The 24557-nt window shown below is 63.2% G+C and carries 19 protein-coding genes and 1 tRNA gene; 8 read left to right on the forward strand and 12 right to left on the reverse strand.

Annotated features, from left to right (window positions below):
* Positions 1 to 25: 25 nt before the first annotated feature.
* Positions 26 to 445 (reverse strand): hypothetical protein, encoded by a 420-nt coding sequence (locus B7495_RS03900; protein ID WP_151199519.1) that lies wholly within the window; start codon positions 443 to 445, stop codon positions 26 to 28.
* Positions 446 to 684: 239 nt separating this feature from the next.
* Between B7495_RS03900 and B7495_RS03905 the strand changes: the two genes are divergently transcribed.
* The 6 genes from B7495_RS03905 to B7495_RS03935 all read left to right on the forward strand — a co-directional run bounded on the left by B7495_RS03905 (position 685) and on the right by B7495_RS03935 (position 6994).
* Positions 685 to 1791, forward strand: coding sequence for a hypothetical protein (locus B7495_RS03905; protein ID WP_088455418.1), 1107 nt, complete (start codon positions 685 to 687; stop codon positions 1789 to 1791).
* A gap of 171 nt (positions 1792 to 1962) precedes the next feature.
* The gene (locus B7495_RS03910) at positions 1963 to 3105 is read left to right on the forward strand and encodes an LCP family protein (protein WP_240632390.1); all 1143 of its coding nucleotides are present in this window, start codon (positions 1963 to 1965) and stop codon (positions 3103 to 3105) included.
* Positions 3106 to 3385: 280 nt separating this feature from the next.
* The gene (locus B7495_RS03915; protein WP_088455420.1) at positions 3386 to 3742 is read left to right on the forward strand and encodes a YciI family protein; all 357 of its coding nucleotides are present in this window, start codon (positions 3386 to 3388) and stop codon (positions 3740 to 3742) included.
* Between the two features lie 32 nt (positions 3743 to 3774).
* Positions 3775 to 5040, forward strand: a complete 1266-nt coding sequence (locus tag B7495_RS03920; protein ID WP_205748711.1) for an RNA polymerase sigma factor — start codon at positions 3775 to 3777, stop codon at positions 5038 to 5040.
* Between the two features lie 183 nt (positions 5041 to 5223).
* The gene (locus B7495_RS03925; protein WP_088455421.1) at positions 5224 to 5802 is read left to right on the forward strand and encodes a hypothetical protein; all 579 of its coding nucleotides are present in this window, start codon (positions 5224 to 5226) and stop codon (positions 5800 to 5802) included.
* Positions 5803 to 6592: 790 nt separating this feature from the next.
* Positions 6593 to 6994: a hypothetical protein gene (locus B7495_RS03935; protein WP_088455423.1), complete on the forward strand. Its 402-nt coding sequence runs from the start codon at positions 6593 to 6595 to the stop codon at positions 6992 to 6994.
* 672 nt (positions 6995 to 7666) lie between these two features.
* Here B7495_RS03935 and B7495_RS18740 read toward each other — a convergent pair.
* From B7495_RS18740 to B7495_RS03965, 7 genes are all read right to left on the reverse strand, one after another.
* Positions 7667 to 8086: a hypothetical protein gene (locus B7495_RS18740; RefSeq protein WP_151199520.1), complete on the reverse strand. Its 420-nt coding sequence runs from the start codon at positions 8084 to 8086 to the stop codon at positions 7667 to 7669.
* Positions 8087 to 8474: 388 nt separating this feature from the next.
* Entirely contained in the window at positions 8475 to 9278 is an 804-nt protein-coding gene (locus B7495_RS03940) for an aminoglycoside 6-adenylyltransferase (RefSeq protein WP_121678470.1), read from the reverse strand.
* 1555 nt (positions 9279 to 10833) lie between these two features.
* On the reverse strand, positions 10834 to 11196 hold the full coding sequence (locus B7495_RS03945; RefSeq protein WP_088455425.1) for a GntR family transcriptional regulator: 363 nt from the start codon (positions 11194 to 11196) through the stop codon (positions 10834 to 10836).
* Positions 11193 to 12230 carry a hypothetical protein gene (locus B7495_RS18745; RefSeq protein ID WP_151199521.1) on the reverse strand — a complete coding sequence of 346 codons (1038 nt, stop codon included), beginning with the start codon at positions 12228 to 12230 and terminating at the stop codon, positions 11193 to 11195. Before B7495_RS18745 ends, B7495_RS03945 begins: the two co-directional genes overlap by 4 nt.
* 1444 nt (positions 12231 to 13674) lie before the next feature.
* Positions 13675 to 14283: a DUF4232 domain-containing protein gene (locus B7495_RS03955; RefSeq protein ID WP_165787964.1), complete on the reverse strand. Its 609-nt coding sequence runs from the start codon at positions 14281 to 14283 to the stop codon at positions 13675 to 13677.
* A 139-nt stretch (positions 14284 to 14422) separates the two neighbouring features.
* Positions 14423 to 15574, reverse strand: coding sequence for a hypothetical protein (locus tag B7495_RS03960; RefSeq protein WP_151199522.1), 1152 nt, complete (start codon positions 15572 to 15574; stop codon positions 14423 to 14425).
* A gap of 739 nt (positions 15575 to 16313) precedes the next feature.
* A complete protein-coding gene (locus B7495_RS03965; RefSeq protein WP_151199523.1) occupies positions 16314 to 16802 on the reverse strand; it encodes a hypothetical protein in 489 nt (162 codons plus the stop codon).
* Positions 16803 to 17877: 1075 nt separating this feature from the next.
* Between B7495_RS03965 and B7495_RS03970 the strand changes: the two genes are divergently transcribed.
* Positions 17878 to 18507 (forward strand): recombinase family protein, encoded by a 630-nt coding sequence (locus B7495_RS03970; protein WP_088455430.1) that lies wholly within the window; start codon positions 17878 to 17880, stop codon positions 18505 to 18507.
* A 289-nt stretch (positions 18508 to 18796) separates the two neighbouring features.
* Here the strand turns inward: B7495_RS03970 and B7495_RS03975 are convergent, their stop codons facing one another.
* The 4 genes from B7495_RS03975 to B7495_RS03990 all read right to left on the reverse strand — a co-directional run bounded on the left by B7495_RS03975 (position 18797) and on the right by B7495_RS03990 (position 22836).
* Entirely contained in the window at positions 18797 to 20164 is a 1368-nt protein-coding gene (locus B7495_RS03975; RefSeq protein WP_088455431.1) for an NAD(P)-binding protein, read from the reverse strand.
* Positions 20165 to 20370: 206 nt separating this feature from the next.
* Positions 20371 to 20442, reverse strand: a tRNA-Arg gene (locus B7495_RS03980).
* A gap of 100 nt (positions 20443 to 20542) precedes the next feature.
* Positions 20543 to 22075: an HNH endonuclease signature motif containing protein gene (locus B7495_RS03985; protein WP_088455432.1), complete on the reverse strand. Its 1533-nt coding sequence runs from the start codon at positions 22073 to 22075 to the stop codon at positions 20543 to 20545.
* A 107-nt stretch (positions 22076 to 22182) separates the two neighbouring features.
* Positions 22183 to 22836, reverse strand: a complete 654-nt coding sequence (locus B7495_RS03990) for an iron ABC transporter ATP-binding protein (RefSeq protein ID WP_088455433.1) — start codon at positions 22834 to 22836, stop codon at positions 22183 to 22185.
* A 43-nt stretch (positions 22837 to 22879) separates the two neighbouring features.
* On the opposite strand from B7495_RS03990, the gene argS reads away from it, so the two are divergent.
* The gene (argS, locus tag B7495_RS03995) at positions 22880 to 24556 is read left to right on the forward strand and encodes an arginine--tRNA ligase (RefSeq protein WP_088457891.1); all 1677 of its coding nucleotides are present in this window, start codon (positions 22880 to 22882) and stop codon (positions 24554 to 24556) included.
* Position 24557: the final 1 nt, after the last annotated feature.

Genomic DNA, 24557 nt, shown 5'->3' on the forward strand with positions numbered 1-24557 from the left:
GCGCTGCAGAGCGCGCCGGCTGCGCTCAGGCCTGGTCCGTCCTTGACAGTATGTCAAGTATGTAGTCGCGGTCTGTCTCTCTCGAGCCAACGCCGAAGCCGAGCCAGTCGGGCTCACCGATGGTTCCGCCGACCCTGCAGAAAAGGGCGATGTCCCGCCCGTCGCTTCCTTCGGCCCGGTTCTCGTTGGTGGCTTCGATGTAGATGCCGATTGCACCGTCGTCGCGGACCAATGTGACGGCATTCTCAAACGGGGCCCACGATATGCCAGAGAGCGAAGCCGGGGAGGCTAGTGACAGGGTCTGAGCCTTGCACAGAGCGAAAGCGTCGATTGGTTCGAGGGGGGTGTCTGCGCCGCGCGCTGCCACCGGGGCCGAGGGTGCGCAGCCCGTCACGGCGAGGGACGCGAGGACGGCCAACATTGGCAGCATGACTGTGCGTTTCATGGCTCAAGTATGTGGCGTTGAGAACTGCTGGGCACTCCCGAGTTACGAGGCAACCTGGTGGTCCGGACGGCCTTGCGCGGGTGAGTTGTCGAGGTGAGCCCAGTTTTGGGGGTACTAGATCTTCCATGCGGCCCTGGGCTGTGTCTCAGCCAGTGAGACACCCGCTGTCGACACCGATTCAACGAACGGCACCTCATTCATTTGCTCAGGCCCACTTAGTGCGCCGTTAGTGTCGGGATATGCGATCTCTGCGCTTTGCTGCCTCCGCCGTCCTCGTTGTGCTGACCGCCTCGCTGGCTTCGTGTGCGGCCGTGGCGCCGGCAAGCGCCCCTGCCTCCTCGAAGGTCACGGCCGAGACTATTGACACAACAACGCCGCTCACCTGCGCGGATCTGTTGTCACCAGACGCCGCGGTCCTGGCGCTCACGGGCACCGATGGTGTGACGCCCGCGCTAGTGGAGGCCGTACAGCCTTCCTACGCCGTCGAGCACGCATTGCTCACCGGAGCTGGCGGACTCGCCTGTTCCTGGCGAGCGGGAACGGGACAGGTGGGCATCAGTGATGAACAGGGCGATTGGGCGTATTTGAGCGTTGAGGTGCTGCCCGACGCGGCGGCCGACTGGGTGGCCCCGTATGCAGGCGATGTCCCCTCCGAGGAACACCGAACAGTCGGCCAGGTCGACGCGGTAACCAGCGCAGGCGAGTCCGGATGGCGGATATCCGCTCCCGTGGGGACCGCCTGGGTCGACATGCGGGTTACCTCGTCGGGTCTCATCAGTGGTGGGAGCCGATTCGAGGGTGCGTCGTTCGATGGCGTCCTCGATGCAATGATGCCTGCCGCAGAAACGACTTTCGCGACGATCACCGCGGCGACGGCTGACCAAGTGGGCTGGCCAAAGGGTCAGTTCCGCGAGGGCGAGGCACGCTGTGACGGTGGCCTCGACCAGGTGGGAATTGAGAACGCGCTGCAGCTTGACGGGGCGTCGGTGAAGTACACCCTGGTCGATTCGCGCGCGAAAACCATCGACGGACTCGCCGACGCTGTGGAGGCGCGAATCGGTGTGTTCAGGTGCGAGCTGTTCGCAGAAGGATTCGGGAACACTGAAATCACCGTCATACGCGGCTTCGACCCGTTCATCGAGGAGCTGGCGACGATGCCCGACATCTCGTCAGCGCTCGAACCGATCGTTCTCGACGGAGCAGTGGCAGGGGAGACGGCGCTGCAGGCGCGTCGTGAGGACGGGCCTCGCTCGCCTGTCTATTTCACTCTCGGCCAGACGCTCTTTGGCGTGGCATCCGACGGAGCGGCCACAGTTGCTGAGGCGATCATCGCCCAGACCCGATGAGAGCTGATTTCTGGAACGGGACGGTAACCCAGACTCCGGTGCACCCGCGCCTACGAGAACCCGGTCGCTGTGGCTGACAACGGCAGACGAAGCACGCGAGTTGTGGGAATCGCGCGTCACGGGCGTCTGAAAAGATCGAATCCGTACACGACCTTTCTGCGGTGGATGGCGATGGTGATGGCTGTCGCAGTCGTCAGCACGGCCTCGGTGGCCGCCATTGCCGTCTCGAACTTTAGTCAGAAGGTCGATGACAATGCCATCGACATCGGCGTCGGGCAGACCAATGCTCCAGCACCCCAGCTTGGAAGCTACAGAGAAGGGTTCAACATCCTCATGGTCGGCGTCGACAACGATGCCGCCCAGGGTGCCGCGTATGGTGAACGAGACGCAACCCTCAACGATGTGAACATTCTCGTGCACGTGTCTGCAGACCACACCAACGCCGTCGTGGTGAGCATCCCCCGTGACCTCATCGTGGCGCACCCCGAGTGCGCAGACGCCAAAACCGAAGAGACTTTCGACGCCATGTCGGCGCGCCCCATCAATGAGGCCATGGCTCGCGGGGGACTACCCTGCGTGGTCCAGACGGTGTCCAAGCTGACGGGACTAGACATCCCCTACGCCGGCGTCATTACCTTCAGCGGTGTTGTGCAGATGAGCGACGCCGTCGGCGGCGTACCCATCTGTCTGAGCGCGCCCATCAACGATCCTGACGCGGGCCTCAACCTGCCTGAAGGCCCGAGCATCGTCGCCGGGGCGAACGCTCTGGCATTCCTGCGCAGCCGCGAAGGCGTCGGCGACCGGAGCGACCTGGCGAGAATCTCCTCGCAACAGATGTACATGGCCTCACTCATGCGCACCGTCAAAGGCAACGGCACGCTCACCAATATCCCTACTCTGATCAACCTGGCCGACGCTGCCGCGACCAACATCCGGCTCTCGACCAACCTGGCCGACATCAACACCATGGTCTCCATGGCCCTTGCACTCAAAGACATCAACCTGGATCGACTCCTGTTCGTGCAATATCCCGGCACGACCGGCGACCCCGACTTCCCGAACAAAGTGGTGCCGATTCAAGATGTGGCGGATGAGCTGTTCGCCAAACTCGCGGCCGATGAGCCTTTCGCGCTCCCTGCTATCACGCAAGAAACGCCCGCTGATGAACCTGCACCCGAAGAGACGGATGCGCCCGCGCCAGAGACACCCAGCGAACCGGCCGTACCCGCTCCGGAGGCAACCGTTCAGGCTTTGGATGGTCTGGCCGGACAAACTGCGCAGGATGAATCCTGTGCCCAAGCTTTCACCGGGTGACACTGCTGGCTCCGCGGGGCTCTGCAACTTGCCGCTTTACAAATAGGCTTCTGCGGGCCGCATCTCGTTGCGCCGCTCGGCGGCGAGACGCAGCGTCAGGCGGGGTCGCTAGAGTGCACTTCAGCACGCAAAGCGGACTCCGGCACGCACGGCGGCGGCGGCGCCGGAAAAATCTTGAAGAAAATCCCGGCCTAGCTGTCGATCCGGCGGCAGGATGTTCGTCGTAGTTAATGACGGAGCCGGACAGACCGGCCCGCGACGTAATGCAGGAGGCAGCTCCATGTCCCAGTACATAGTCCTCATCTACGAAGACCAGGCTCGCTACGCGACCATGTCGCCCGAGGCGTGGGGCGCGCTGGTCGACGCGCACAACACGTTCACCAAGCAGGTCTCCGAGCTCGGTGGGACCCTCACGGGCGGGGGAGCGCTCGCGTCCGTGACGACGGCCAAATCGATCAAGGGTGGCGGCACGGTGACGGACGGCCCGTTCGTCGAGTCCAAGGAGGCCCTCGGCGGCTACTATTCTTTCGAGGCGCGCGACCTCGACCACGCCGTCGAGATCGCCAAGCTCTGCCCGGCCCCATTCGGCGGCGTCGAGGTTCGCCCGCTCGTGGACCCGACGACGAACCCGTTCTGATCGCTCCCAGCGACGAGCCGACCGCGTCCGCCATGCAGGCGGACGCGGTCGCTGCCGCGCTGGCGCAGGCCCACCGCTCCGAGTGGGCCTTCGTGCTGTCCGCCACGGTGCGCGTCGCGGGCGACCTGGACGTCGCGGAGGAGTGCGCGCAGGAGGCGTACGTCAGCGCGCTGCAGGCCTGGACTCGGGACGGCGTCCCGGAGCGGCCCGGTGCGTGGCTGACCACGGCGGCGCGGAACCACGCGCTGGACCGGTTGCGTCGCGAGGTCACCCTCCGGCGCAAGCTCCCGCTACTCGTGGAGCCGGCGACCGTCAATCCGCACGACCCGACCGACCTGGACTGGCCCGACGCCGCGGTGCCGGACGACCGGCTCCGGCTGGTGTTCATCTGCTGCCACCCCACCCTCGCCCCCGAGGCCCGCGTCGCCCTCACCCTGCGCCTGGTCTGCGGCGTTCCCACACCCGACGTCGCCCGGGCCTTCCTGGTGTCCGAGCCGACGATGGCGGCACGGATCACCCGCGCCAAGAAGAAGATCTCCGAGGCGCGGATCCCCTACCGGGTTCCGGGCCGGGCGGAGCTGCCCGAGCGCCTGGACAGCGTGCTCACCGCCGTCCACCTGCTCTTCAGCACCGGCCACACGGCCGGCGAGGGGGACGCGCTCGTCCGTGAGGAGCTCTGCGACCGGGCCCTGCACCTCGCGCGCACCCTCGCCGCGCTGCTCCCCGAGCAGGCCGAGACCCGCGGCCTGCTGGGCCTGCTGCTCCTCACCGACGCGCGCCGGGCGACCCGGACCGACGAGCAGGGCCGGCTGCTCCTGCTCGCCGACCAGGACCGGACGCGCTGGGACCAGCGCGCGATTCTGGAGGGGCTCACAATGACGGCCGGGGCGCTGGCGTCCGGCCCACCGGGGCGGTTCACCCTTCAGGCGGCGATCGCCGGCGTACACGCGATGGCGCCGTCCCTGGAGCAGACCGACTGGCCGCGCGTCGTGCACCTCTATGACCGGCTGCTGGCGGTGTGGAACACCCCGGTGGTCGCGCTCAACCGGGCCGCCGCCGTGGCGTTTGCCGACGGTCCGGCCGCCGCCCTGCCGCTCCTCGACGAGCTGGCGACTGATCCCCGGCTCGCCGACTACCCCTACCTTCCCGCCACCCGCGCCGACCTGCTGCGCCGCCTCGGCGACGCCGCCGGCGCGGCTCAGTCGTACCGGCGCGCGATGAAGCTCACGGCGAACGCTGCGGAGCGCGCCTTCCTGGAGCAGCGCCTGGCCGAGGTCAGCCGCGCTGCCGGGCTTTGAGCACCGCCCACTGATGGGAGGGCGGGTATCCGTCTGAGGATCCCTCACCGGGATGGCTTGCTGCATCCGGCCACTGGCGCCACGACTATGATCGCCACAGATCGCCACACGCCTCGGAGGCAAGCCCCCAGCGGCCCGCGTAGTCAACCCTTCCAGGTCAGTGCAACTAGAGGGGGCCACCGAGTGACCACCATCCGTGCCGCCACAGCAGCCGGCGCAGGCCTGCTCGTGCTCGCCGTGCTCACCGGCTGTACCACTGGGGACGCCTCGTTTCTGCCCGACACCGACAGGACCCCGCAGGCGACTGCCGAGGGCTCCGCGCCAATCGAAGAGGACTCGAACGGGGACGGCAAGCTCTCCGAGTTCGAGAAGCAGGTGCTCACGATTAACGCTCCCCGCGACATCACCCTCCACGATGGCACCGTCGTCGTCGTAACACCCGGTCAGCCCCTCCCGCAGCCGGTCATCGACCAGATGGCCGCCGATGCGGCGCCCGGCGCGGCCCAGGCACAGACCGCCGACGAGTTTGCGCCCATTGCGGGCATGAGAAGCATCCGCGAGGTCGCAAGCTCATACGCGAACGAGCTTGGTCGCATCGTCGTCATCGTCTACCGGGACGACTTCGGCTATTGGGGTTCGATCTCCTCCGTCGACGCTTCAGGCGGGACCGGGCTAGCAGGCACCAGCGACCAAGACGCGATGGTCGCCGCGGTTGCCGACTGGGCCGAATCGCACGACGCCTACATGGTCGTTGTCGAGTAATCATCCGCATCCTCGAAGTCCCCCCCTGCGCAGCACGGTCGGGGCGCGTGGATCAGGCGGTTGTGCTCGAGCTGCAAGCTCGCGAGTACGAGGCGCAGGCTGACGTGGGCGGCACTTCTGAGCAGTCACCCGATCAGCTGAACTGAATGATGATGACGGATACAGCCCCGTGAACCTGTTGGTGTCACCATCAGCTACGACAACGCCTGGTTCGGCACTTATCTCCGCTGACGCGCTTGTCAATGTTGCCGGGTTCACCCGGAGCACGTCGACTGTGATGATTGGTGACTTGGACGAGTATGCGGGTGTCAGCGGCCCCACATTCCGAAGCACGGTCAGGACCAACTTTTCAGGGCCACTGCCCGAGGGGTCTGAAGCCTGCACAAACGCACTCTTTGCGCTGACAGACGTCTACTCATTCAACGTTGCTCTCCCGGCATCTGACTTTGGAAACGACATCTTCGTCTCTGACGAGAAAGCGCCACTTGTTCAACAGTCGTTAGCGGACCAAGGGTGTGACCAGATCCTCGCCCCGATGAAGTACCAGCCCGAATAGTCCAACCCGACATAGCCAGAGCGATCCGTCTCGAATCCTATGTGTTTCGATACACGGAGGTTAGGCGACGTTGGGCTCTCAAGGAGCCATCCGATGACGCATGAAGACTTTGACCAGACCTGGGCGCATTGGACCCTGCAGCCTAGGCAAAATCCGAGCGATCCTGGCGCAATGGAGCAAGTAGGTTGAGGACATGAGCGCGCGTGGAGGCATCGTCGTGAGGAGCAGACGCGGGTGAACGACACTGAATCTTCCCGATGTAGTGGTTCGGCCCGCATTTTTCAGGCGCTCTGGATCGTTGGCTACCTGATTGGCACCAGCACGCACACCGTCGATCTCTTGCTGGGTGGCACAAACGCCTATTCGTCCTTCCCCGATCCTCTTCGCCTGTTCTGGATCTTGCTGACGGTTTTAGATCCGCTTGTCGTCGTTCTCATATTGCTCCAGAAACAGGTTGGCGTCGTCCTCGGTGTTGTCGTCATCGTCGTCGACGTTGGCGTGAATGCCACGGTTTACGCCACGATCGGAGGCCTTTCACTCTTTGGCGTACTCTGTCAGACGCTGTTCGGCATCCTGATACTCATCACGGCTCGACCACTATCCGCCTGGTTTGCCGCCGTCAATCGATCAAAATGACTCACGGGCATAGCGGGTGTTTCGCTCCCGGGGACGACCAGTGGATGGATTGGTTGGGAGGCTTCTAGTGAGTGAAGTGAAAATACCAGTGCAAGTACTGGTTGTGGTCATACGCATGGTACTTCTTTGGATAGTCGTTCCACTTGCCTGCATTGCATGGGTCGTATTGTTCTGGAAAACCAGGGCCACATTGGGGGCTTGTCTTGGGTGGTTTGATGTGAATCTGATTGTATTCATCCAACGGATAATCGTCAGGCCGTTTATACGCAGGCCACCACCGCCTTGGTTAGCGCTGTCCAAGATGGCAACCATGGAGCACCGCATAGGCTTCCTCGAACTCTGGTAACCCAAATTCATCGGTGGGAACGACTGCGCCTTTGGAGTAACCAACAGCGAGCGATGCTGCAGCCGTCGCCTGGGCCGGCTCGCTGCGCTTCGTCGTGCTGCCTCTGGTGCCGCTAGCAACCATCTCAAAATGCCGCCAGCCACGGCGGCATCGTGGGAATCAGACGCACGATGTCGGGCACGGCATCCTGTTGTCTCGTAACCTTACGGATGCGAGACAGGTCCAGATGCGCGACAAGTCGCGTGCCGCGCGTCACGGCAACAGGCGGCTTCATTCGTCCCGTATCCCATGGGGTCCGGGACCCGGAAGTTGCGAAACATAGGCTTCTAGACGTCTCCGAACGCGGAGTCCCAGAGCTCGGCAAGTGTGTACGGTCCTCCACCTGCGGCAGCCCACAGTTCGTACATGCGCCCACGTTGGGTGTTCGTTGCTTTCCGGTAGTCGAGATACCGTTTGAGATCCGGTTCCCCGACCCAGCTCAAACCTCTGTGTCCGAGCACTTTTCCCGGCGCGGTGGAGTGTAGAGCGAAGTGCGCTATATCTTGGGGAAACTTGTCGATCACACGAAGAATCATTTCTGAGGAAATATCGCGATGCAAGTCTGCGGCCATTTTTCGCACGGTTGCATCTGAATCAGTGAGTAGCCGTTCGATTTGGTCGAGAGATAGCGATTCAAAAAAGACTGCCTGAGCACGGACCAGCGGGTCCTCGCTGTCGAGCAGCGTGGCAATATCTGGATGGGTCATGTAGTCCCAGTTTTCGGTTTTCTGAGATCTGACTCTGCGTTCGTCATGCGCCCAGACTAACGACGGGCGCGGACAAATTAGCCGCTGCGAACGCATTAAGCCTTTGAATAGAGATCGATCGACAGACACTCTCGGTTCTGTCTCATATCCCTACCGATACGAGACAGGTGAGGATGCGAGACAAATCATGTAGCCGCTCGTCGTGTGACAGGTGATCCCTTAGGTCTCATATCCCATGCGATATGTGGCAATCAGATTATGAGTAACCTCGCCCATCACAGCGGCAATGATGGGCGAGCTGGGCGCCAAGGCGCCGGGTTGCCCGCGAGAAGATACTCAAATCGCGTCCGAACACTGTTTGAGTTTCGTTAGAGGCGGGGAGCTGGGGTCACCAAATCATTTGTAGTTCGCGATTCAATAGCTCTTTGGTGGCTTGTTCAAGCTCTGTCGGCCAGGGTGCTTCGCACGTCTCGGACAGCTTGCGGGCCCTGCCTAGATATGCGCTTGCAATGCACCGTTGCGCATTTCTGAGGCTGAGCTCGCTGAGCCCAAAGGCCGGAATGGACGTCAGGCAGCGCATCTGTTCGACGCTTAGATGGCCGCCAATGCGCTTACTGACCATGTCGCTTCTAATCCCGTTCTCGGCGAGCAGTAAGTTGATTAGGACGCGGTCGCGGAGCATCGATGTGGCCTGCGATTGGGCGATGAGATCGCCCCGCCGAACCGACGCGACAGACTGGCCGAGGAAGTACAGGAAGATCTGGACGTCCTGTGCGGGAAAGAACGGCTGACTGGGGCTGCTCGGTGCGAGTTCCGCTCTCTGGACCTGGTTGTCGCGGTCAAGGAGAACGCAGCGCGTTTCACCGGGCGGGAATTCACTTTGCGAGGAGTGAACATTCAGGTCTATATGTATCCAGTCGGAAGTAACGCAGATGAAGACTCCCGTCACACCCGGGATAGCGTCCGAGAGCACTAGGTGTACTTGGGACTCCAGCCAGTCAGTGGCGGCGAAGCTCGCCGGGTCCGCTACTGCCAGGTGGAGATCTAGATCGCTCCAGTCATCTGCTAATCCCCGTGCAAGCGAGCCTTCTAGCCAGACTGATCGGATGCGTTCGTCATCGGCAGTACGTGTCAGCAGCATTCGAAGCGTTGGCCTGAGCCGAGCCGGCACATCCGCCAGTGTGGAATCCATAACCGGATTATTTCATCCGGATGATGGCCTCGGAATCTGGGATCAAGCAAACACGCCGAGAGCTCTCACGATGCGTTCTTGGATTGCTTCGTTCGATTAGTGATGAGAGCCGCCGTCTCGCAACGCATGAGTTTCGAGACGCTTCGGTTACGAGACGGTTCGCAGGCGGATGATGTCGCCCTGGCGGTCTTCGTTCCCGTCAGCGGCCGGAAGGTCGAGACCGAGCATTTGTCCGCCTCAGATGGTCTTGGCCGCCCCACGATGTGTCGACGGAAACTGGTTACTCTACCCAAGTAAGGGTGGAGAAAATACCCAAAGGAAAACACGAACGAACGGTCGGGCCAGCTTGCACACGAATCGTCATATTGCTTTCGGTGTTGTCGTTAGTGTGCTGTTTCTTCTTGCGGTCTACGGGGTTGTCTGGGCAGTGGCCGGGCTGTACATCGCTACTGAAAAGGACCCATACGGTTACTGCTCCTCACTGTTGCCGTCCACGTACGAGTATGTGGGGGAATCACCGACTGTTACCTACCAACTCTCTTTTCTTCCGTTCGGCGTGACGTGCGGCTACGGGAATCCGGTCGAAACGAGGCAATTTCATGACCTTGGGACTTCCGGTGTTGTGGTTGGGCTTGTGTCATGCGCACTCGCTTGCCTCGGGGCAATTTCGTGGCTCGCGGCTTCGGTCTTTTCACGCTTGCCAGGTGCGCAGCGAGGCGCTCGCGAACAGTAACAGCAGCGGGGTAGCGCACATCTTGACGCCACGCTAGCGCCGTAGAGGCTCGAGAGATTCGGGGTTTCTCCTAGCCTACGTGCCTGATATCCCATGGGATATGCGGCGCTTTGGTTACGAGACACATGGGTGTTTTGACAATCGTCGAGAGCTGCAGCGAACGAGGCTATCGGTGTCCTGGGTTACGAGGCCATCGACACGAGAATTGCGAATCCGAGACCCGCGAAAGCCATTCCGGTCACGAGTGCGACAACCGCCCGGACTCCACGCTTGGGCGACCAGGGCACGAAGAAAATGGGGAGTCCGACTAGAAACGGAATTGGCGCAAGGTTACCGATTGTGCCGCCGATGTCCCGACTGATTCCGAATCCGCCACCCGTACATCCGTTGATACCGCAGAAATCCCAAAGTGCGCTGATCAGCAGGACCGAACTCACAACCACTGGAAAAGGAAGAGCCCAGAGGAGGTGGAGCCAGGTGCGCTCTTTGGGTACAGTTTCGGACACCTAGATCCGTTCCCCTTCATCAGCGCATTCATGGCGATAGCACCAGCCCTAGTGTGACTACGGCAGCAGGCCACACGCTACGGTTCTGCTGCACCTACCGTCAGCCCCCAGATTGGGGCGACCAAGTCCCTGGAAACATGTAAATCTCGGCAGGCCTGCGGCGCTTCGTTGATGTTCGAGCACGGCACTTGTGGCTATAACCCTAGGGATTCGAGGCGCCTCACGCGCGGCTCGGGCCGCCCAGAACGCATCCCTATGTCGCGTATCCCATGGGTTGTGAGGCCCAAGTTGCGAGACACTTCACACAACTGGCATGTCACATCTCCAAGCGCGTCGCCTCGGTGCGCCAGACGGCACGGACGATGGCGATGGTGTCTTCTAGGGTGACGAGCGCGCCTTCGCTTGCTTCGGCCAGAGCGCGGGCGTGCTCTATGACAGCCTGCGGCGCCGGTGATGCGCTGGGCGCTACCCGAGTGCCGGCAGCGGTACGGGCGACTATAAGTCCGTCGCGTTCCAGCGACTTGTAGGCCTTTGCTGCAGTGGCTTGCGCGACCCCGAAGTCTCGTGCCGTTTGTCGCACAGTCGGCAGACGTTCGCCGTCTCCGAGTCGTCCAGAGCGGATGGCGCCGCGGAAAAGCGCGTCGATTTCGTCCGCCGAACTCGGCGTTGTCCCGGTCATCGGCGTGGTCCAGTGGCCACTACCTCGTGCGCGGTCTCTGCGCGTCGCGCGCGACGTGTCTCAACTACAGCGCGGACGCTGTCGACGGAAAGTCGGAGCAAGAATGCGACCCCGCCAGCCTGGAGCGCGTACCCCAGCAGGTTCATCGGCCGGGCGAACGCGTCGTAGCCGCCTGCGATAAGGATGCTTGGACTGGACTGAGTGCCCGAAACCCGCTGATCGTCTAAGCCAACCAAAGCCTGCCCGGCGGAACCGGTGTGCATCCACACGGCGCCGAGCGTGGTGATGAGGCCACCGATCAGGATTAAGGTGAACAGCCGAGCGGTCAGCTCTCGTTCCGAGCGCACGCTCGCCGCGGTTGCTCGGGCAAACACGGGCCGGTTGGCATCAGCGCGCAGCGCGGCGAAAAACACTGCGGCGGCCAGCGCAAGCGCCAGCAGCGTGGCGAGGTGATTTGGCCACCCAGCACCGGACAAATATCCGTACCCGCTGTTAAAGCTCATGTAGAGCGGAAGTTTGGTGTAGTCGGGAACGTGTCCGAAGAATGGTCCGTCCGCGGGCGCGGTCGTCGCGATGGCAATCTGCCAGCCTGCGGTCAGCGCGAGCACTGCGGCCGTGATTCCGGAGATCCAGAGCAAGGTTCGAGACGCAAATGCGTGCCACGGGCGGCGTGGGACAATCGTCCGCTCACCCGGCGCAGGAAGTGGCACACGTCTCAGCGCTACTGCTGCAGCGGCTACCACCAGTGTCGCGGCGAATAGTGGTGCTGGCCGACGCCACCATCCATCGAACCCGGACGCGTCCTGCGCAGATACGGCGATGGCGCTGACCGTCGTCGCGACAACGACTACCAGCAAGGAGCCGGCCACTCCCGCCCACGCAAGAGTTGACGCGCGTTGCCCTGTGTGCGGGAGCGACACGATCCGCCGCGGACGAACCCAGGACAACGCGAACAAGACGAGGCCGAAAGTGATGGCCACTTCAAGAGGTAGAACATCTTGAATGGCGTTCACGAAGAGAAAGAGAAAGTTCATCTAGGCCCCCAGAAAATTGAATCGCTCGCGACAGACGCGAGATTGTGCTGCAAAACTAGCACAAACTTGTGCTATCGAAACAGTGCAATCGTAGCGTTGGGCGGAAGGGCTTGTCCCTGCGGGCCAAGCGACCTGTGGCAGGGCTGAGTGTCTCGAAACCCTACGGATGCAAGACAGGTCCAGATGCGAGACAAATCACGTGCTCTTGGTCGCGTGACAAGGGAAGCTCCTATGTCTCGAATCCCATGGGATATGAGACACGCCGGTTACGAGACGTCTCCGGCCTGAGCCACGTCCTGGCACACAGGTGACTCCTGGGCATGCACCGAACGCTCGTTCTCTCAGCGGTTTTTACTGCTCAGATCCCCGTCATAGCTGTTGCGTCTGTCGGCTCCGCAACTCAGCCAGCAGTCGAACCAATTCCACGATCCGGTCGCGGCTCGAAAAGTTGAAGATCCCCCATCCCGATTGGTTTGGCACGATCGGAAACTTGAGGTCGCCTTCCGGTGTGCTTATCTGCATGTCGATTCTCGGAATCGACCGGACACCCAATGCGAACTCTCCTTTTTTTACTGACGTCACGTTCTGCCATGGGATGTGCACGAGTAGCTTCAATGGTCGATGTCCCGAATAGACATCTATGCCGCGATCGTTAGCGACAATCGCGAGAATAGATGCCTTTTCCTATCCAGGCGCACCGAGCTGCAGCAGCGCATCCCAAAGGCCCGTTCCATGCCTCTTGTCGACGTTGAGCACGAGGCTGTTGGGTTCTACTTCCGAGAGCTCACGCAGTCTTCTATTGAGGCGCGCGCCGTAGAGGATCATCCACAAAGATATTAGGAGGGCGAGTCCCGCGATAATCGCAACGGAATATACGAACGCGATCGCGTGCTGCGACTCACTCAGCTTGTCGCCGCGATCGACAATCGTAAAGATCCGACCAGCTATGAAGATTGAAAACAGTACAACGAAGACGAAGAACGAGTTTCTTAGTCCCTTACCCGGGGACGATGGCTTACTGATAGTGGCTCCCTTTTCCTGCTAGACCCTAAAGATTCCTGCTAGACCCTAAAGATTCCTGCTAGACCCTAAAGATGTGAGGACCAAAACGGCTAAGCCCACGAAACTCGAACTTAGGGAGCCCGTCAGGACACCATAGCGTTGCTCGCCGCCCGAGCGGACACCCAGAGACGCCCCTATCCATGCGCCCAGCGCTCCTCCCGCGCGACCTATCGACCAACCTTCGCTTCATCACAACAGCGCTGCGAAGAAAGCTCGCATGCTAAACACGGGGCAACCCACGCGGATGCCGCATAGCCCAAGGGTGAATGCCAACGTCTCGGATCCCATGGGATATGACACACATGAGTAACGAAACAGTGCTTCAGATGTGCAGTCTCAACAGGACGACGGCCTGCCGCGCGCAGCGCGGCATCCGGCGGAGTCAGGATGCAGGAACGAGGGACCCGACCGTGAAGTCGGTCCAAGCGTCGCCGCAGACCTGCAGATCAGCTGGCGCGTCGATGCCCGGGCCAGCACCATCCGATGTAACGAGCACCCGGATGGTCGTCACTTTCGCCGGCGTGCAGTCGTACGTGACGACGTACGTGAGGAGCGCTTCCACCTGGGCCGACTCGCCCGGGGCGAGCGCCCCGGCCTCCGGCTCGATGGGGCCCAATATCTTGTCGTCACGGCTGGCCAGATTAGTGCCGTCGGCGCCGAGCAACAGCACTCCTGGTCCCCCGTAGTAGGAGCAGGATTGCTCCGACACGTTCGTGAGCACGATCGCGAGCCCCTCCCGGGTCGCTGTAGAAAGGTCGGGACGCTCTACAAGCTCAGCGGCGAGCTGTTCGTCCTGACACCGGTCGTTTGGCCACACAGGTTCCGCCGCTTCGACTTGGGGGGTTGCAGTCGGGGTCGAGCTCGACACGGGTGCGCTGGCCACAGTGGGCTCCGGAGCCTCGGCGGCCCCTTCGGCGCATCCTACGAGCGCGAGAGTGGGCAGCATCAGCAGCGCGATGAGGGCTATGCGGTCAGTCCGGGTCTTGAGCATGCGGCGAATCCTTTGAATGAACGGACAGAAGGTGCATCTAAGGTCTCTTTTGCCAGCCAGACGATGGAGGCTGTCGTCCATTGACAGTGTCGCGTTGTCGGACAGTCAATAACCCTCGCCGACCTTACAAACATGACCACTAGCGGGTGTGGGCGATGATCGCTTCGGCGATAGCCACCGTGTCGCTGGTCGACGCGACCTGGTAGGCCGACTGGCCGAGTGAGAAGATCACGACGCAGAACGGTGTCACGTCGGAGCACATCTGCACGGCGTGCTCACCCTCGACCGCGCCCTTCAGGGCAATCGTCGGCAGGGCCTGGGTGTCTGGTGTGGAGACCATCGTGTCGACGAGTCCGGCCAGGTCGTAACCGACCGTGACAGACGTACCCCAAACCCCGGCGCCGATCAAGTCGGCCGGGACGTCGGCATCCACATCACACTGGAATACCCCGGCCCGCTGCGCCACGTAGTTCTCAAAGTAGGTCAAGCCGTTTGGTGGGGACCGGACTTCGTATTCGAGCGAGTCGACGCCGAGAGCCGTGGCGATGCCCTCCGACCCCACCGCGCGGGTGCAGTCCGATTCGTGTTCGACCAGATCGACCGTCGGCCAGACCAACTGGCCGGGCTGAGCATCCGTCAGAGCGGTGAAAACGGATGCCGCGAGCGGCTGCATCTGCGCCAGAATCGCGTCGGGCGTCAGCCCGGAGAAATACCAACCGTCGCGTTGGATCCAGTTCGTGCTCAACACGATTTCGACCCAGGCATCGCCGACCGGCGCGCTGATGAAGCAGCCGGTGTCGTAGCCGCACCCGGTCGCCGCTTCAATGCCTCCGATGGTCATCGCGGTGTCGGAAGGGCCGTCGCCGAACGATAAGGCGTCGTCGCCCACCGTGTAGGGCGCCCATGAGTCGGCGCCGCCGGGAACGACCTTGACGCTGACGTAAGCCCAGTCGAAATCGACGGGGTCGAGCAACGGGTTGGTGACCGCGGGGCCGACCCGCCAGGAGCAGGACAGACCGCCCAGGGCTGGCACGACGTAGTCAATGAGGTTAAACGCTGGCTGGATCGCGGCCACCGGGGTCGGCGCGGTTCCGTCGGCGGTGACGAAAACGGGTGCCACGTCATCAAGGGCGGCAATGTCGTCGCAGGTGTAAAAGCTCGCTGCCGCTGGTGTTGGTGCGACGGACGCTGACGGTTCTATCGGGGGCCCCGCAGTGCATCCGCTGAGGACCACGATGGCGAGCAAAACAGCCGGCGTGAGGGCGATGCGGCCAGTCCGGGTCGTGCGCATACGGCGAATCCTTTGAACGAAACGGACAGAAGGTGTATCTAGGGTCTCTAGCCGACGACGCTGAAGATGCCTAGTCGCCTGGCCAACGCGCGTAGTCGATCCGCATCAGTTCCTATCCGCAGTTGCATCGGCGTAGAAACGACGGACCGGACCCTCTGATCGTTCTCTTCTGTCCGGGCGGACCGAAAAAAAACAACACGGCTCCTCTTGCGAGAGTAGTGGGCAGTGTAGGCAAGCTCCGCCATCTATCTGGTCCCTACTCCTCGCGTTCTGCCCCCAATTCGGGCAGCCTAGATTCTCCAGGGCCTGCCATGACCGGCAACCGTCCATGCCCGTTGGGATCGGATCACAATCCTGCGAAGCGCACCCACTCCAAGCGAAAGTTCGAGAGCCCGGCTGCACTGGCTATTTGGTTGGAATCCCGCAGCTCGGGGTTTGACCCTCGGACCCAAAGCAACTTTCTCAACGCCTGTTGGGCTTGCCTGTTTCGAAACCCTACCGACGCGTAAAGTCTCGTGGGTATTGCTCCCGCGGACGCCGCAGTAGCAGCGTCTGCCGCTGTTCGTATGGGATACGAGACACCGAGGCTATGAGACACCGAGGTTGGGCTCAGAGGAGGAGCCGGCACCCGCAGGCGGCTACCCGTACGCAACAACCCGGCACCTATACGCCGAACAACAACCCGGCGCATATGAACAGGCCGACGACCAGCAGGAGCCCGATCGTAGCTGCGCCCATGTCAACCGCCTGGCGCGCTGGTGAAATCGAATGAGGCGCTGTCGCCGTCGAGTGAAGTGACGGTGACTGTGTACGTGTTGCCTTCCTTGCAGTACACGACGAAGGCATCCGTAGCGGTGGCGCCCGGCTCGATGATCGAGGGGAACTCGCCGATCGCATAACCTCGGTGCTCCGTCGTCACTGATCCGGCGCGACCGCCGAAGGGAAGATCCCACTCGGTCGAGCTTGAGCCATCGAAGACTGCAAGGTCGCTTTCGTTGAACTTGATCGGCGTGGGGCTGAGGTTCTCGATTTTCACTCCGACTCCGCAGTAGCCGTCGAAGGAGTAGCTGATCTGATCAGCTGAGATCCGCAGGTTCGCTGTCTCGACCTCGTCGGGAGACGACGTCCTCAGCTCGAAGAGGCTGCACCCCGCCAACAGCCCCACTGAAACGAGCCCGCCTATCAAGCCAAGAGTTGTTCGGGAGGCTAGCGAAAATCTTCGCGACATGGCCCGAGCATATGCGACCTCTCGGAGCCGTTGGTCACGCACATCGATCATGCGTTTGCCGTCCCATGTCCTAAGGTGTCAATCGTCGCGCATACGAGCACCTGCCACTCCGCACTCGACAGTCGCCGAAACGAGGAAATCAATGCCTCAGGGCGAAGAAACCGACGCGTGGGTTCAGCGAATCGGCTCGGAAGCAGCGAGAGTGCGCCGTAAGGCCGACCCGATCGTGTTTGGGGCGGTGGCAGCGGGCATCGGAACCATCATGTTGGCTACATTCGTAGGCCGTATGGTGTCTGCGCCGGAGCAGTACGGCGCTGCGCTACTCGTCGTCGGCTTCGTGGGAGTGCTCGCTCGTGATGAGTGCAATGGTCGTCGGAACAGTTTTGAAACGGCGTGCGGGAGCACTCGCAGCACAGCACATTGGCTTGAGCCGGTACTCCACTTACAAAACCGTTCCCACGATGTACCTGGTTCGCCCGGACCGATTCGATGACTTCATGGTTATCGCAGGCGTCCCACAGGCCGGCAGCTACGTCGCCCACCCGTCACCTGTGGCCTTCGAAACTGCGAGACGACACAGTGACCGGATACTGACACCGCCGACGACGCTCCCGCGAGAGCCGGACGGATCCGGCCGCGATATCACTGCAGCGGGGACCTCTCGATCGGGGTTGTCTCGATCAGTTCGTCTTGGTGGTGCGCTCGTGTTGTGCGGCGTCGTTCTTGCCTTGGCTGGAGCGGTTGTAGTTCTCATTGGCACTTTCCAGGGGCACCCGCAAGGCGGCTTGGTACTGGCACTGGTCGGGAGCTGCATCCTGTGCTTCGTCGTTGGCACACCCCTGATGTGTCCGTCGGACCGGCTAGCGCCCACTCTGAAGGCCCACTTGCCACCGGAGCTGGAATAGCCCACATCTGTCTCGAAACCCTAGGGATTCGAGACGTCTCCTCGCCGTGATCTGGACTTCCTCCGAAATCACCTGAATCTCACTACGGGTCGAGTCTTACAACTACGTTGCATAACCCTCGACGTGAATTACAGTGCGCATCGTTAGTTATGAGACAACTAAGGAGTGCTGTGATCAAGCTGATTGGCTATGCGCGGATATCGACTCGGCAGCAAGATACTGACGTGCAGCGGGCCGAGCTCTTGGCGGCGGGTGTGCGGCGTGACGACCTATATATCGATCAGGGGAGTTCCGGAGCGCGGGCAGCTCGTCCTCAGTTTTATGCCGCACTCGCAGCGCTTGAACCTGGCGACACATTCGTGATCGCGACGCTGGATCGGCTGGGGCAGTCGACGCAGAACGTTCTTGCCGTCTCCAAAAGGCTTAGCGACCGAGGCGTTGAGCTTCGCGTCCTCGATCTGGGCGGCGAAGACGTCGACACAGGGACACCGATGGGATCCATGTTGTTCACAATCATGGCTGCTCTCGGGCAGATGGAACACGAAATCAAGCGTGAGCGTGTGCTCGACTCGATCGATAGACGCCGCAAGGCCGGCAAGAACCTTGGTGGCCGACCGCGAAGAATCACGAACCGACAAATCCGCAACGCCAACCGACTCATCGAAGCCGGAGAACCAACGGCACAGGTCGCACGCGACTTCGGGATGTCCCGCGCCACGTTCTACCGTCGGGCCCGCACCCTGGGACTGTTGCCAGATCAGTCCGGTGACGAGACCCCGGAAAGTGACGGTGCGAGTTAACGAGTACAGAACTCCCACGAGCTGGTCTGCGGTGTGTTCGAACTAGATGGCAGAAGTCCGAAGTTGCGTGTCACGTGACAAATGTTGTCGCGTGACAGTCCAGTCCGGACAAATTGCCAAGGTCGGACACGCGTAATTGCGCGGAAGTAGCTCCGTGCAAGGTCGATGGTTTTGCCACCGTACATCGGACACGCGATCCTGCCCACCCCACAGTGAGCAGAAGCGCGCCGCCCCGCACGCCAGCTCGGGCGGTGGCGCGACTGAAAGAGCGACCGAGCACAGGCTGAGCTCACATCAGCTCGACGAGCCTCGCCAGCGCCGGACGGGTGTGGATCGCAAGACGTTCGCGAGCGTCGTCCAACGCAGCGGAATGCGGGTATCCCGGCGGCACTCGCGCGGGGTTGAGCGCAACCCCGTCCGACCACGCCTTGATGTCGGGCTGGGCAGTGAAGTTGATCGCGGCCCGGGTGCCGAGAACGGTCGCTTTAGCCCACTGGGACATCGAATTGCCGTAGTTCGAAGGCGGGCAGAGCCGGTTCTTTTCGGCATCGTCGGTGCGGGTGGCCTCGACGTACCCGATCAGGGCGGCGCCGAAGCACGGGAAGCCCGTCCGGATCGGCTGAAGCGTGATGTCCTCCTGTCGCCACACTGGGACGAGGGGTGGGTACTTCAGGCCGTCCGCCGCGGCGTGCACGACGAGGGCATCATCCGCAACCCGCATGGCGCCGTCGGCGAAGGTGAGCTTGCCGCGATCCACAGACTCGATGTGCCCGCGGCGGACGACGTTTGAAATGGAGCGAAGCTGGTCGAGCTCCCACGACGCGAGAGTCGGTGTTTTGGCCATTGTCGGCATGACCGAGCGGTCGATACGCAGAAGGATCCCGGCGTCCTCGAGCTGCAGGAACAAGCCGCTGAGCGAGGCCGCGCCCTCGGAGATCTGCATGACGTCGGCGGCCATTCTGAGGAAAATTGCGGGCTCAGGTTGGATGAGCGCGCGGTTGAACATCCACGGGTCGCGAGGCCGGACCCAGCAGATCGCGTCGGGGTCCACGCCGCGCGCAAGCAACCAGATGCAGGCGTCGCTCGCGGTCTTGCCGGCGCCCACGACGACGTACCGGCTCGGCGCCTCCTCCAGCCGCGCGAGGTCGTTGATGGGCAGGACGCGAGCCGCGTCGGCGACATCGAACGGCGGTGCCGTCTCGGCCGGGATGCTGGGAGCGAGGTAGTGGGCGTTCACGATCCGGCACGACTCGGGCACCTCGAACTGAACCCCTGCGATATGCGAGACGACGGTGTGGTCGCCGTCGAAGTGACTGTTGGGCAGAAAGTCGACCTTGCCCGTCTCCAACATCCGGTCGAGCATCTGCCCGTAGTACGCGGTGATCTCCGCCTGGTTCGCCCGCTCCTGAAGCCCGGTCTCCGGTCCGCTCACCTGGAGCTTGCCGCCACCCAGCATGCTCGAGGCGACGCCGTAGAACGCCGAGGCCTGATGCAGCCTGATGAACGGGTACGCCTCCAGCCAGTGCCCGCCGACCCCGTGACGGCGGTCGACCATCGCGACGCGCACGTCGGCGTGGTCGATTAACGTGTCGGTAAATGCCATCCCCATGGCACCCGCGCCCACCACAAGGTAGTCGGCTTCAAGGGTTCGAGCCATGTGTTAATGGTGACACTCGCTGGGGGCCGCGTCAACGGCACAGGAATCGACGCAACGAGGAGCAATCCGCTCCTACCCGACGGGGAATGGAACGGAGTCATCGCAACAGTTTCATGGACTGCCGCGGGATGAACTCTTGGAATTCGCATGCCGTTTGTCCGAACTAGGTGGCAGGAGTCCGAACTGGCGTGTCACGTGACAAAATGTGCCCCCAGGCAGATTCGAACTGCCGCCCCTGCCTCCGGAGGGCAGTGCTCTATCCCCTGAGCTATGGGGGCCCAGGAACCTCTAGGTTAGCATCCCTGGGCGGACGTCTTTGCGCCGATTGGTGCGCCGGTTGCTGGGCGGGTGACGAACAGGCGCAGCTGGACAGAGCGGTTAGAACGGGGGAGGCTCTTCGCCGCTGCGTCGAGACGCGGAGGCCGACCGCTTGGACGCGGCCGGCAGCTTTGGTTCCGGTGGCGTCGGTGGCGAGACCGCCGAGTTACTGAGGCCGAGTGGCTGGCTGTCGTAGGTCGTGGGGTCGTAAGTGGTGGGGTCGTAGGTGGTGGGGTCGGTGTTGGTGGGCGCTGAGGTGTAGGTCTTGCCGGCGGGGGTGGTCCAGGTGAGGGCGCCGCCGGGGCCTTGGCGGGTGGTGAAGCTGGATTGGTGTTTGAGGCGGTGGCAGGCCTTGCAGAGGTGTACGAGGTTGTCGACGTCGGTGGGGCCGCCGGTGCACCAGGGCCGGGTGTGGTCGATGTCGCTGAGCGTGGCTCGCCGGTTGCAGCCGATGCCCTGACAGGTTTGGTCGCGGGCGTCGAGGTAGCGGCGCATGTCGGCGGGCGGGTTGTAGGTGTCGCGGCCCATGCTCAGTCGACAGCCGGTTTCGGGGTGGGTGAGGATGCGGGACCAGCTGGTCGCCGTGCCCGCGATTTGGCGGGCGGTCTCGGGGTCGATGGGGCCGTAGCCGTCGAGGATGGCGGGTTCGTCGCTTCGGCCCAGCAGGGTCAGCGCCGGCACCGTGATGCTGACCGTGCCGCGGATGCCGTGGCCGAGGCCACTGGGCCCGACACCGTCCAGGAGCAGGTCACGGTACGCGTCCGCGCGGCGCTGGTCCTTGCTGCGGCAGGGGACAGGGGAGTCGGAGCCGGGCGCCGGGGCGGCGTCAGCGTCGGTGTCGAGGTCTGTGGCGATGTGGCTGAGCCGGTCGTAGATCGCTTGGGCGTCCTCGGCCTTGAGGTAAGCGTTCAGCCACGCCATCCCGTCGGCGTCGGGGCGGAGCACCACCCGGCGCTTGGCGAAGCCGGCGTCGGCGCGGTCTTGCAACGGCACCGGGTGCATCCGTTCGAGGATCCGGCCGGCGACCCGGACGAACTGGGTGGAGGTGAGTTTCTCCGCCGCCGGGAGCACCTTCTCCTCAAACGCGGGCAGGATTTCTTCCGGGACCCCGTCGGTGAGGGTGAGCATCTTCACCGCGTGGCCCCAGGTGATGCTGCCGCGGCTCAGGGCCTGGTGGAAGCCGGGCAGTTGGCCGGTGAGGCGGGCGGCGTCGAAGATCATCATGCCCGCCGTGGTGGCCGTCAGCCGTAGCGCCCCGGCGGCCTCGGCGGCCATGCTGCGGCGGGCGAGCTCCTCGTCGTCCCAGGCCGGGCCGTGCGCGCCGGTATCAGGGTCGTTCCGACCGGACTCGACAGGGTCACCACACAGACCCGCGAGGATGCGCGATTCATGGCCCAGCCGGTCCAACTCGGTCAGCAGCCGACTGCGCTCGGCGTAGCCGGCCGCGATCACTTTCTCGTTCAAGATCAGCGGGTCGATGACCGCGCTGATCGCCGCCGCGACAGGATCCACCGCAGCACTGACCGCGGGGTCCGAAGCGGCATCGCAGGTGTCGCCGGGGGTGTGATCGGGTGTGGCAGCTGAGGTGGCCATAGGCACAGTGAAGCACCCAGCACCGACACTCCCAGGCCCAGAAACCAAACTGTGGAAAGGTCCGGAAAAACCGGCCTGTGGAGGAGGAGCGATCCTCCCGAAGAGCCCTACAGGTTGCCGATAACCGTGCTCATGACGCGCTCGGCATCGCCGGGCTCGATCATGGCGGGGGAGGAGACCGCCACCCAGTACCCACCGGTGAAGACCTGAGCGGTGCCGGTATCGGCACTGAAGTAGCCCTCTACGTCGGGAGCGCTGCCGTAGGTCGGCACGACCTCGCCGCCGGCCAGGGCCGCATCCTTCAAGGTATTGGCGAGCGCCTCGTTCGGCATTGCCACTGACACGTCGATGACCTCGCCGCTGGAATTGTTGATCCAGCCGCAGGCGATGCCGTTATAAGTGGTCGCGGTCACGGCCGTGTCACTCGACGCTGAATAACCCGGGTCGACACTCACATTGGGGTTGATCTCGTAGACGTCGTCCGCCGTGAGGACCTGGTCGCAGCTCTTGTCCACGGCGGTGCCTTCGGCTGCCGGCGCAGGGGTGGCCGACGCCGTGGCCGACACCGTGGGTTCCGCCGTGGCGGTGGGCTCCGACGTGGCAGTGCTGGTCGGCTTTGCCGTGGCTGACGTGGTGGGCTCCGTGTCGCCCGCCGGTGCGCATCCGGCCAGGGCGATCAGAGCGAGCGAAGCGCCGGTGAGGGCGAGTGCGGCGCGCAGTCGGCGGCCGGTGGCGAAGGAGGACGAGCTGGAGTGGGTCACTCGTTGACCTTACCAACCGGGACGGCGGGTAAGCTTGTTCGCCGTGACCCCTGCCGAACTCTCCCAGTCCCTGCTCGACCTCGTCAACTCCCTGGTCGAGCGCCGACGAGGCGAAGGGGCGGAGATCGCAGATCTCGGTCTGGTCGCAGCCGACATGTCGCTGGAGCGCCCGCGCAACCGCGACCACGGTGACTGGGCCTCGAGCGTCTCGATGAAGATCGCCAAGCCGCTGGGCACCAACCCGCGCGCCGTGGCCGCCGAACTCGCCGCCGGCCTCGAAGCCATGCCAGAGGTCGCCTCCGTGGAGATCGCCGGCCCCGGCTTCATCAACATCCGCCTCGAGGCATCCGCCGCCGGCGCCCTCGCGCAGATCATCGTCAACGCCGGCCCGGTCTACGGCACCGGCCACCTGTACGACGGCATCAAGATCAACCTCGAGTTCGTCTCGGCCAACCCCACCGGCCCCATCCACATGGGTGGCGTGCGCTGGGCAGCCGTCGGCGACAGCCTCGCCCGCGTGCTGATCGCCGAGGGCGCGGATGTGACGCGCGAGTATTACTTCAACGACCACGGCTCGCAGATCGACAGGTTCGCCCGCAGCGTGCTGGCCGCCTACCTGGGTGAGCCCACCCCCGAAGACGGCTACGGCGGAGCGTATATCGGTGACATCGCCGACAAGGTCGTCGAGATCTACGAGGGTGACATCGCCGTCCTGCCCCGCGACGAACAGCAGGAAATCTTCCGCTCCATCGGCGTGGACCTTATGTTCACCGAGATCAAGGAGAAGCTGCACGGCTTCGGCGTGGACTTCGACGTGTTCTTCCACGAAGACTCCCTGCACGAATCCGGCGCCGTCAACCGCGCCATCGAGCGCCTGCGCGAACTCGGCCACATCTTCGAGGAAGATGGCGCCATCTGGCTGCGCACCACCACCTTCGGCGACGACCGCGACCGAGTCATCATCCGCTCGAACGGCGAACCGGCGTACATCTCCGGCGACCTGGGCTATTACCTCGACAAGCGCGAGCGCGGCTTCGACCAGAACCTGATCATGCTCGGCGCCGACCACCACGGCTACATCGGCCGCATGATGGCCATGGTCGAGGCGTTCGGCGACGTGCCCGGCGTGAACCTGCAGATCCTCATCGGCCAGATGGTCAACCTGCTCAAGGGCGGCGAGCCCGTGCGGATGTCCAAGCGCAACGGCACCATCGTCACCCTCGACGACCTCGTCGACGCGGTTGGCGTGGACGCCGGCCGCTACTCGCTGGTGCGCTCCTCGAGCGACTCCCAGCTGGACATCGACCTGGACCTGCTCGGCAAGCGCACCAACGAGAACCCGGTCTTCTACGTGCAGTACGCGCACGCCCGCACCTGCTCCGTCGGCCGCAATGCCGCCGACTCCGGCGTGGACCGCAGTGCGTTCGCCCCCGAACTGCTCACCCACGACAGCGAGTCCGCGCTTCTCGGTGTGCTGCAGGAGTACCCGCGCGTGGTGGCCCAGGCCGCCGAACTACGCGAGCCCCACCGCGTGGCCCGCTACATCGAAGAGGTCGCCGGCTACTACCACCGCTGGTACGACAACTGCCGGGTCATCCCGCTCGGCGACGAGCCGGTCACCGACCTGCACCGCACCCGGCTGTGGCTGAACGACGCCACCGGCCAGGTCATCCGCAACGGCCTGGGTCTGCTCGGCGTCTCCGCGCCGGAGCGCATGTAGA

Source organism: Cryobacterium sp. LW097 (assembly GCF_002205495.2).
Lineage (GTDB): Bacteria > Actinomycetota > Actinomycetes > Actinomycetales > Microbacteriaceae > Cryobacterium > Cryobacterium zongtaii.

Coding starts and splice junctions, on each gene's coding strand:
- B7495_RS03915 (WP_088455420.1), top strand. CDS start 3,386: ATGTCCCAGTACATAGTCCTCATCTACGAAGACCAGGCTCGCTACGCG.
- B7495_RS03900 (WP_151199519.1), bottom strand. CDS start 445: ATGAAACGCACAGTCATGCTGCCAATGTTGGCCGTCCTCGCGTCCCTC.
- B7495_RS18745 (WP_151199521.1), bottom strand. CDS start 12,230: ATGAACTTTCTCTTTCTCTTCGTGAACGCCATTCAAGATGTTCTACCT.
- B7495_RS03920 (WP_205748711.1), top strand. CDS start 3,775: ATGCAGGCGGACGCGGTCGCTGCCGCGCTGGCGCAGGCCCACCGCTCC.
- B7495_RS03945 (WP_088455425.1), bottom strand. CDS start 11,196: ATGACCGGGACAACGCCGAGTTCGGCGGACGAAATCGACGCGCTTTTC.
- B7495_RS03905 (WP_088455418.1), top strand. CDS start 685: ATGCGATCTCTGCGCTTTGCTGCCTCCGCCGTCCTCGTTGTGCTGACC.
- B7495_RS03955 (WP_165787964.1), bottom strand. CDS start 14,283: ATGCTCAAGACCCGGACTGACCGCATAGCCCTCATCGCGCTGCTGATG.
- B7495_RS03975 (WP_088455431.1), bottom strand. CDS start 20,164: ATGGCTCGAACCCTTGAAGCCGACTACCTTGTGGTGGGCGCGGGTGCC.
- B7495_RS03940 (WP_121678470.1), bottom strand. CDS start 9,278: ATGGATTCCACACTGGCGGATGTGCCGGCTCGGCTCAGGCCAACGCTT.
- B7495_RS03910 (WP_240632390.1), top strand. CDS start 1,963: ATGGTGATGGCTGTCGCAGTCGTCAGCACGGCCTCGGTGGCCGCCATT.
- B7495_RS18740 (WP_151199520.1), bottom strand. CDS start 8,086: ATGACCCATCCAGATATTGCCACGCTGCTCGACAGCGAGGACCCGCTG.
- B7495_RS03985 (WP_088455432.1), bottom strand. CDS start 22,075: ATGGCCACCTCAGCTGCCACACCCGATCACACCCCCGGCGACACCTGC.
- B7495_RS03965 (WP_151199523.1), bottom strand. CDS start 16,802: ATGTCGCGAAGATTTTCGCTAGCCTCCCGAACAACTCTTGGCTTGATA.
- B7495_RS03960 (WP_151199522.1), bottom strand. CDS start 15,574: ATGCGCACGACCCGGACTGGCCGCATCGCCCTCACGCCGGCTGTTTTG.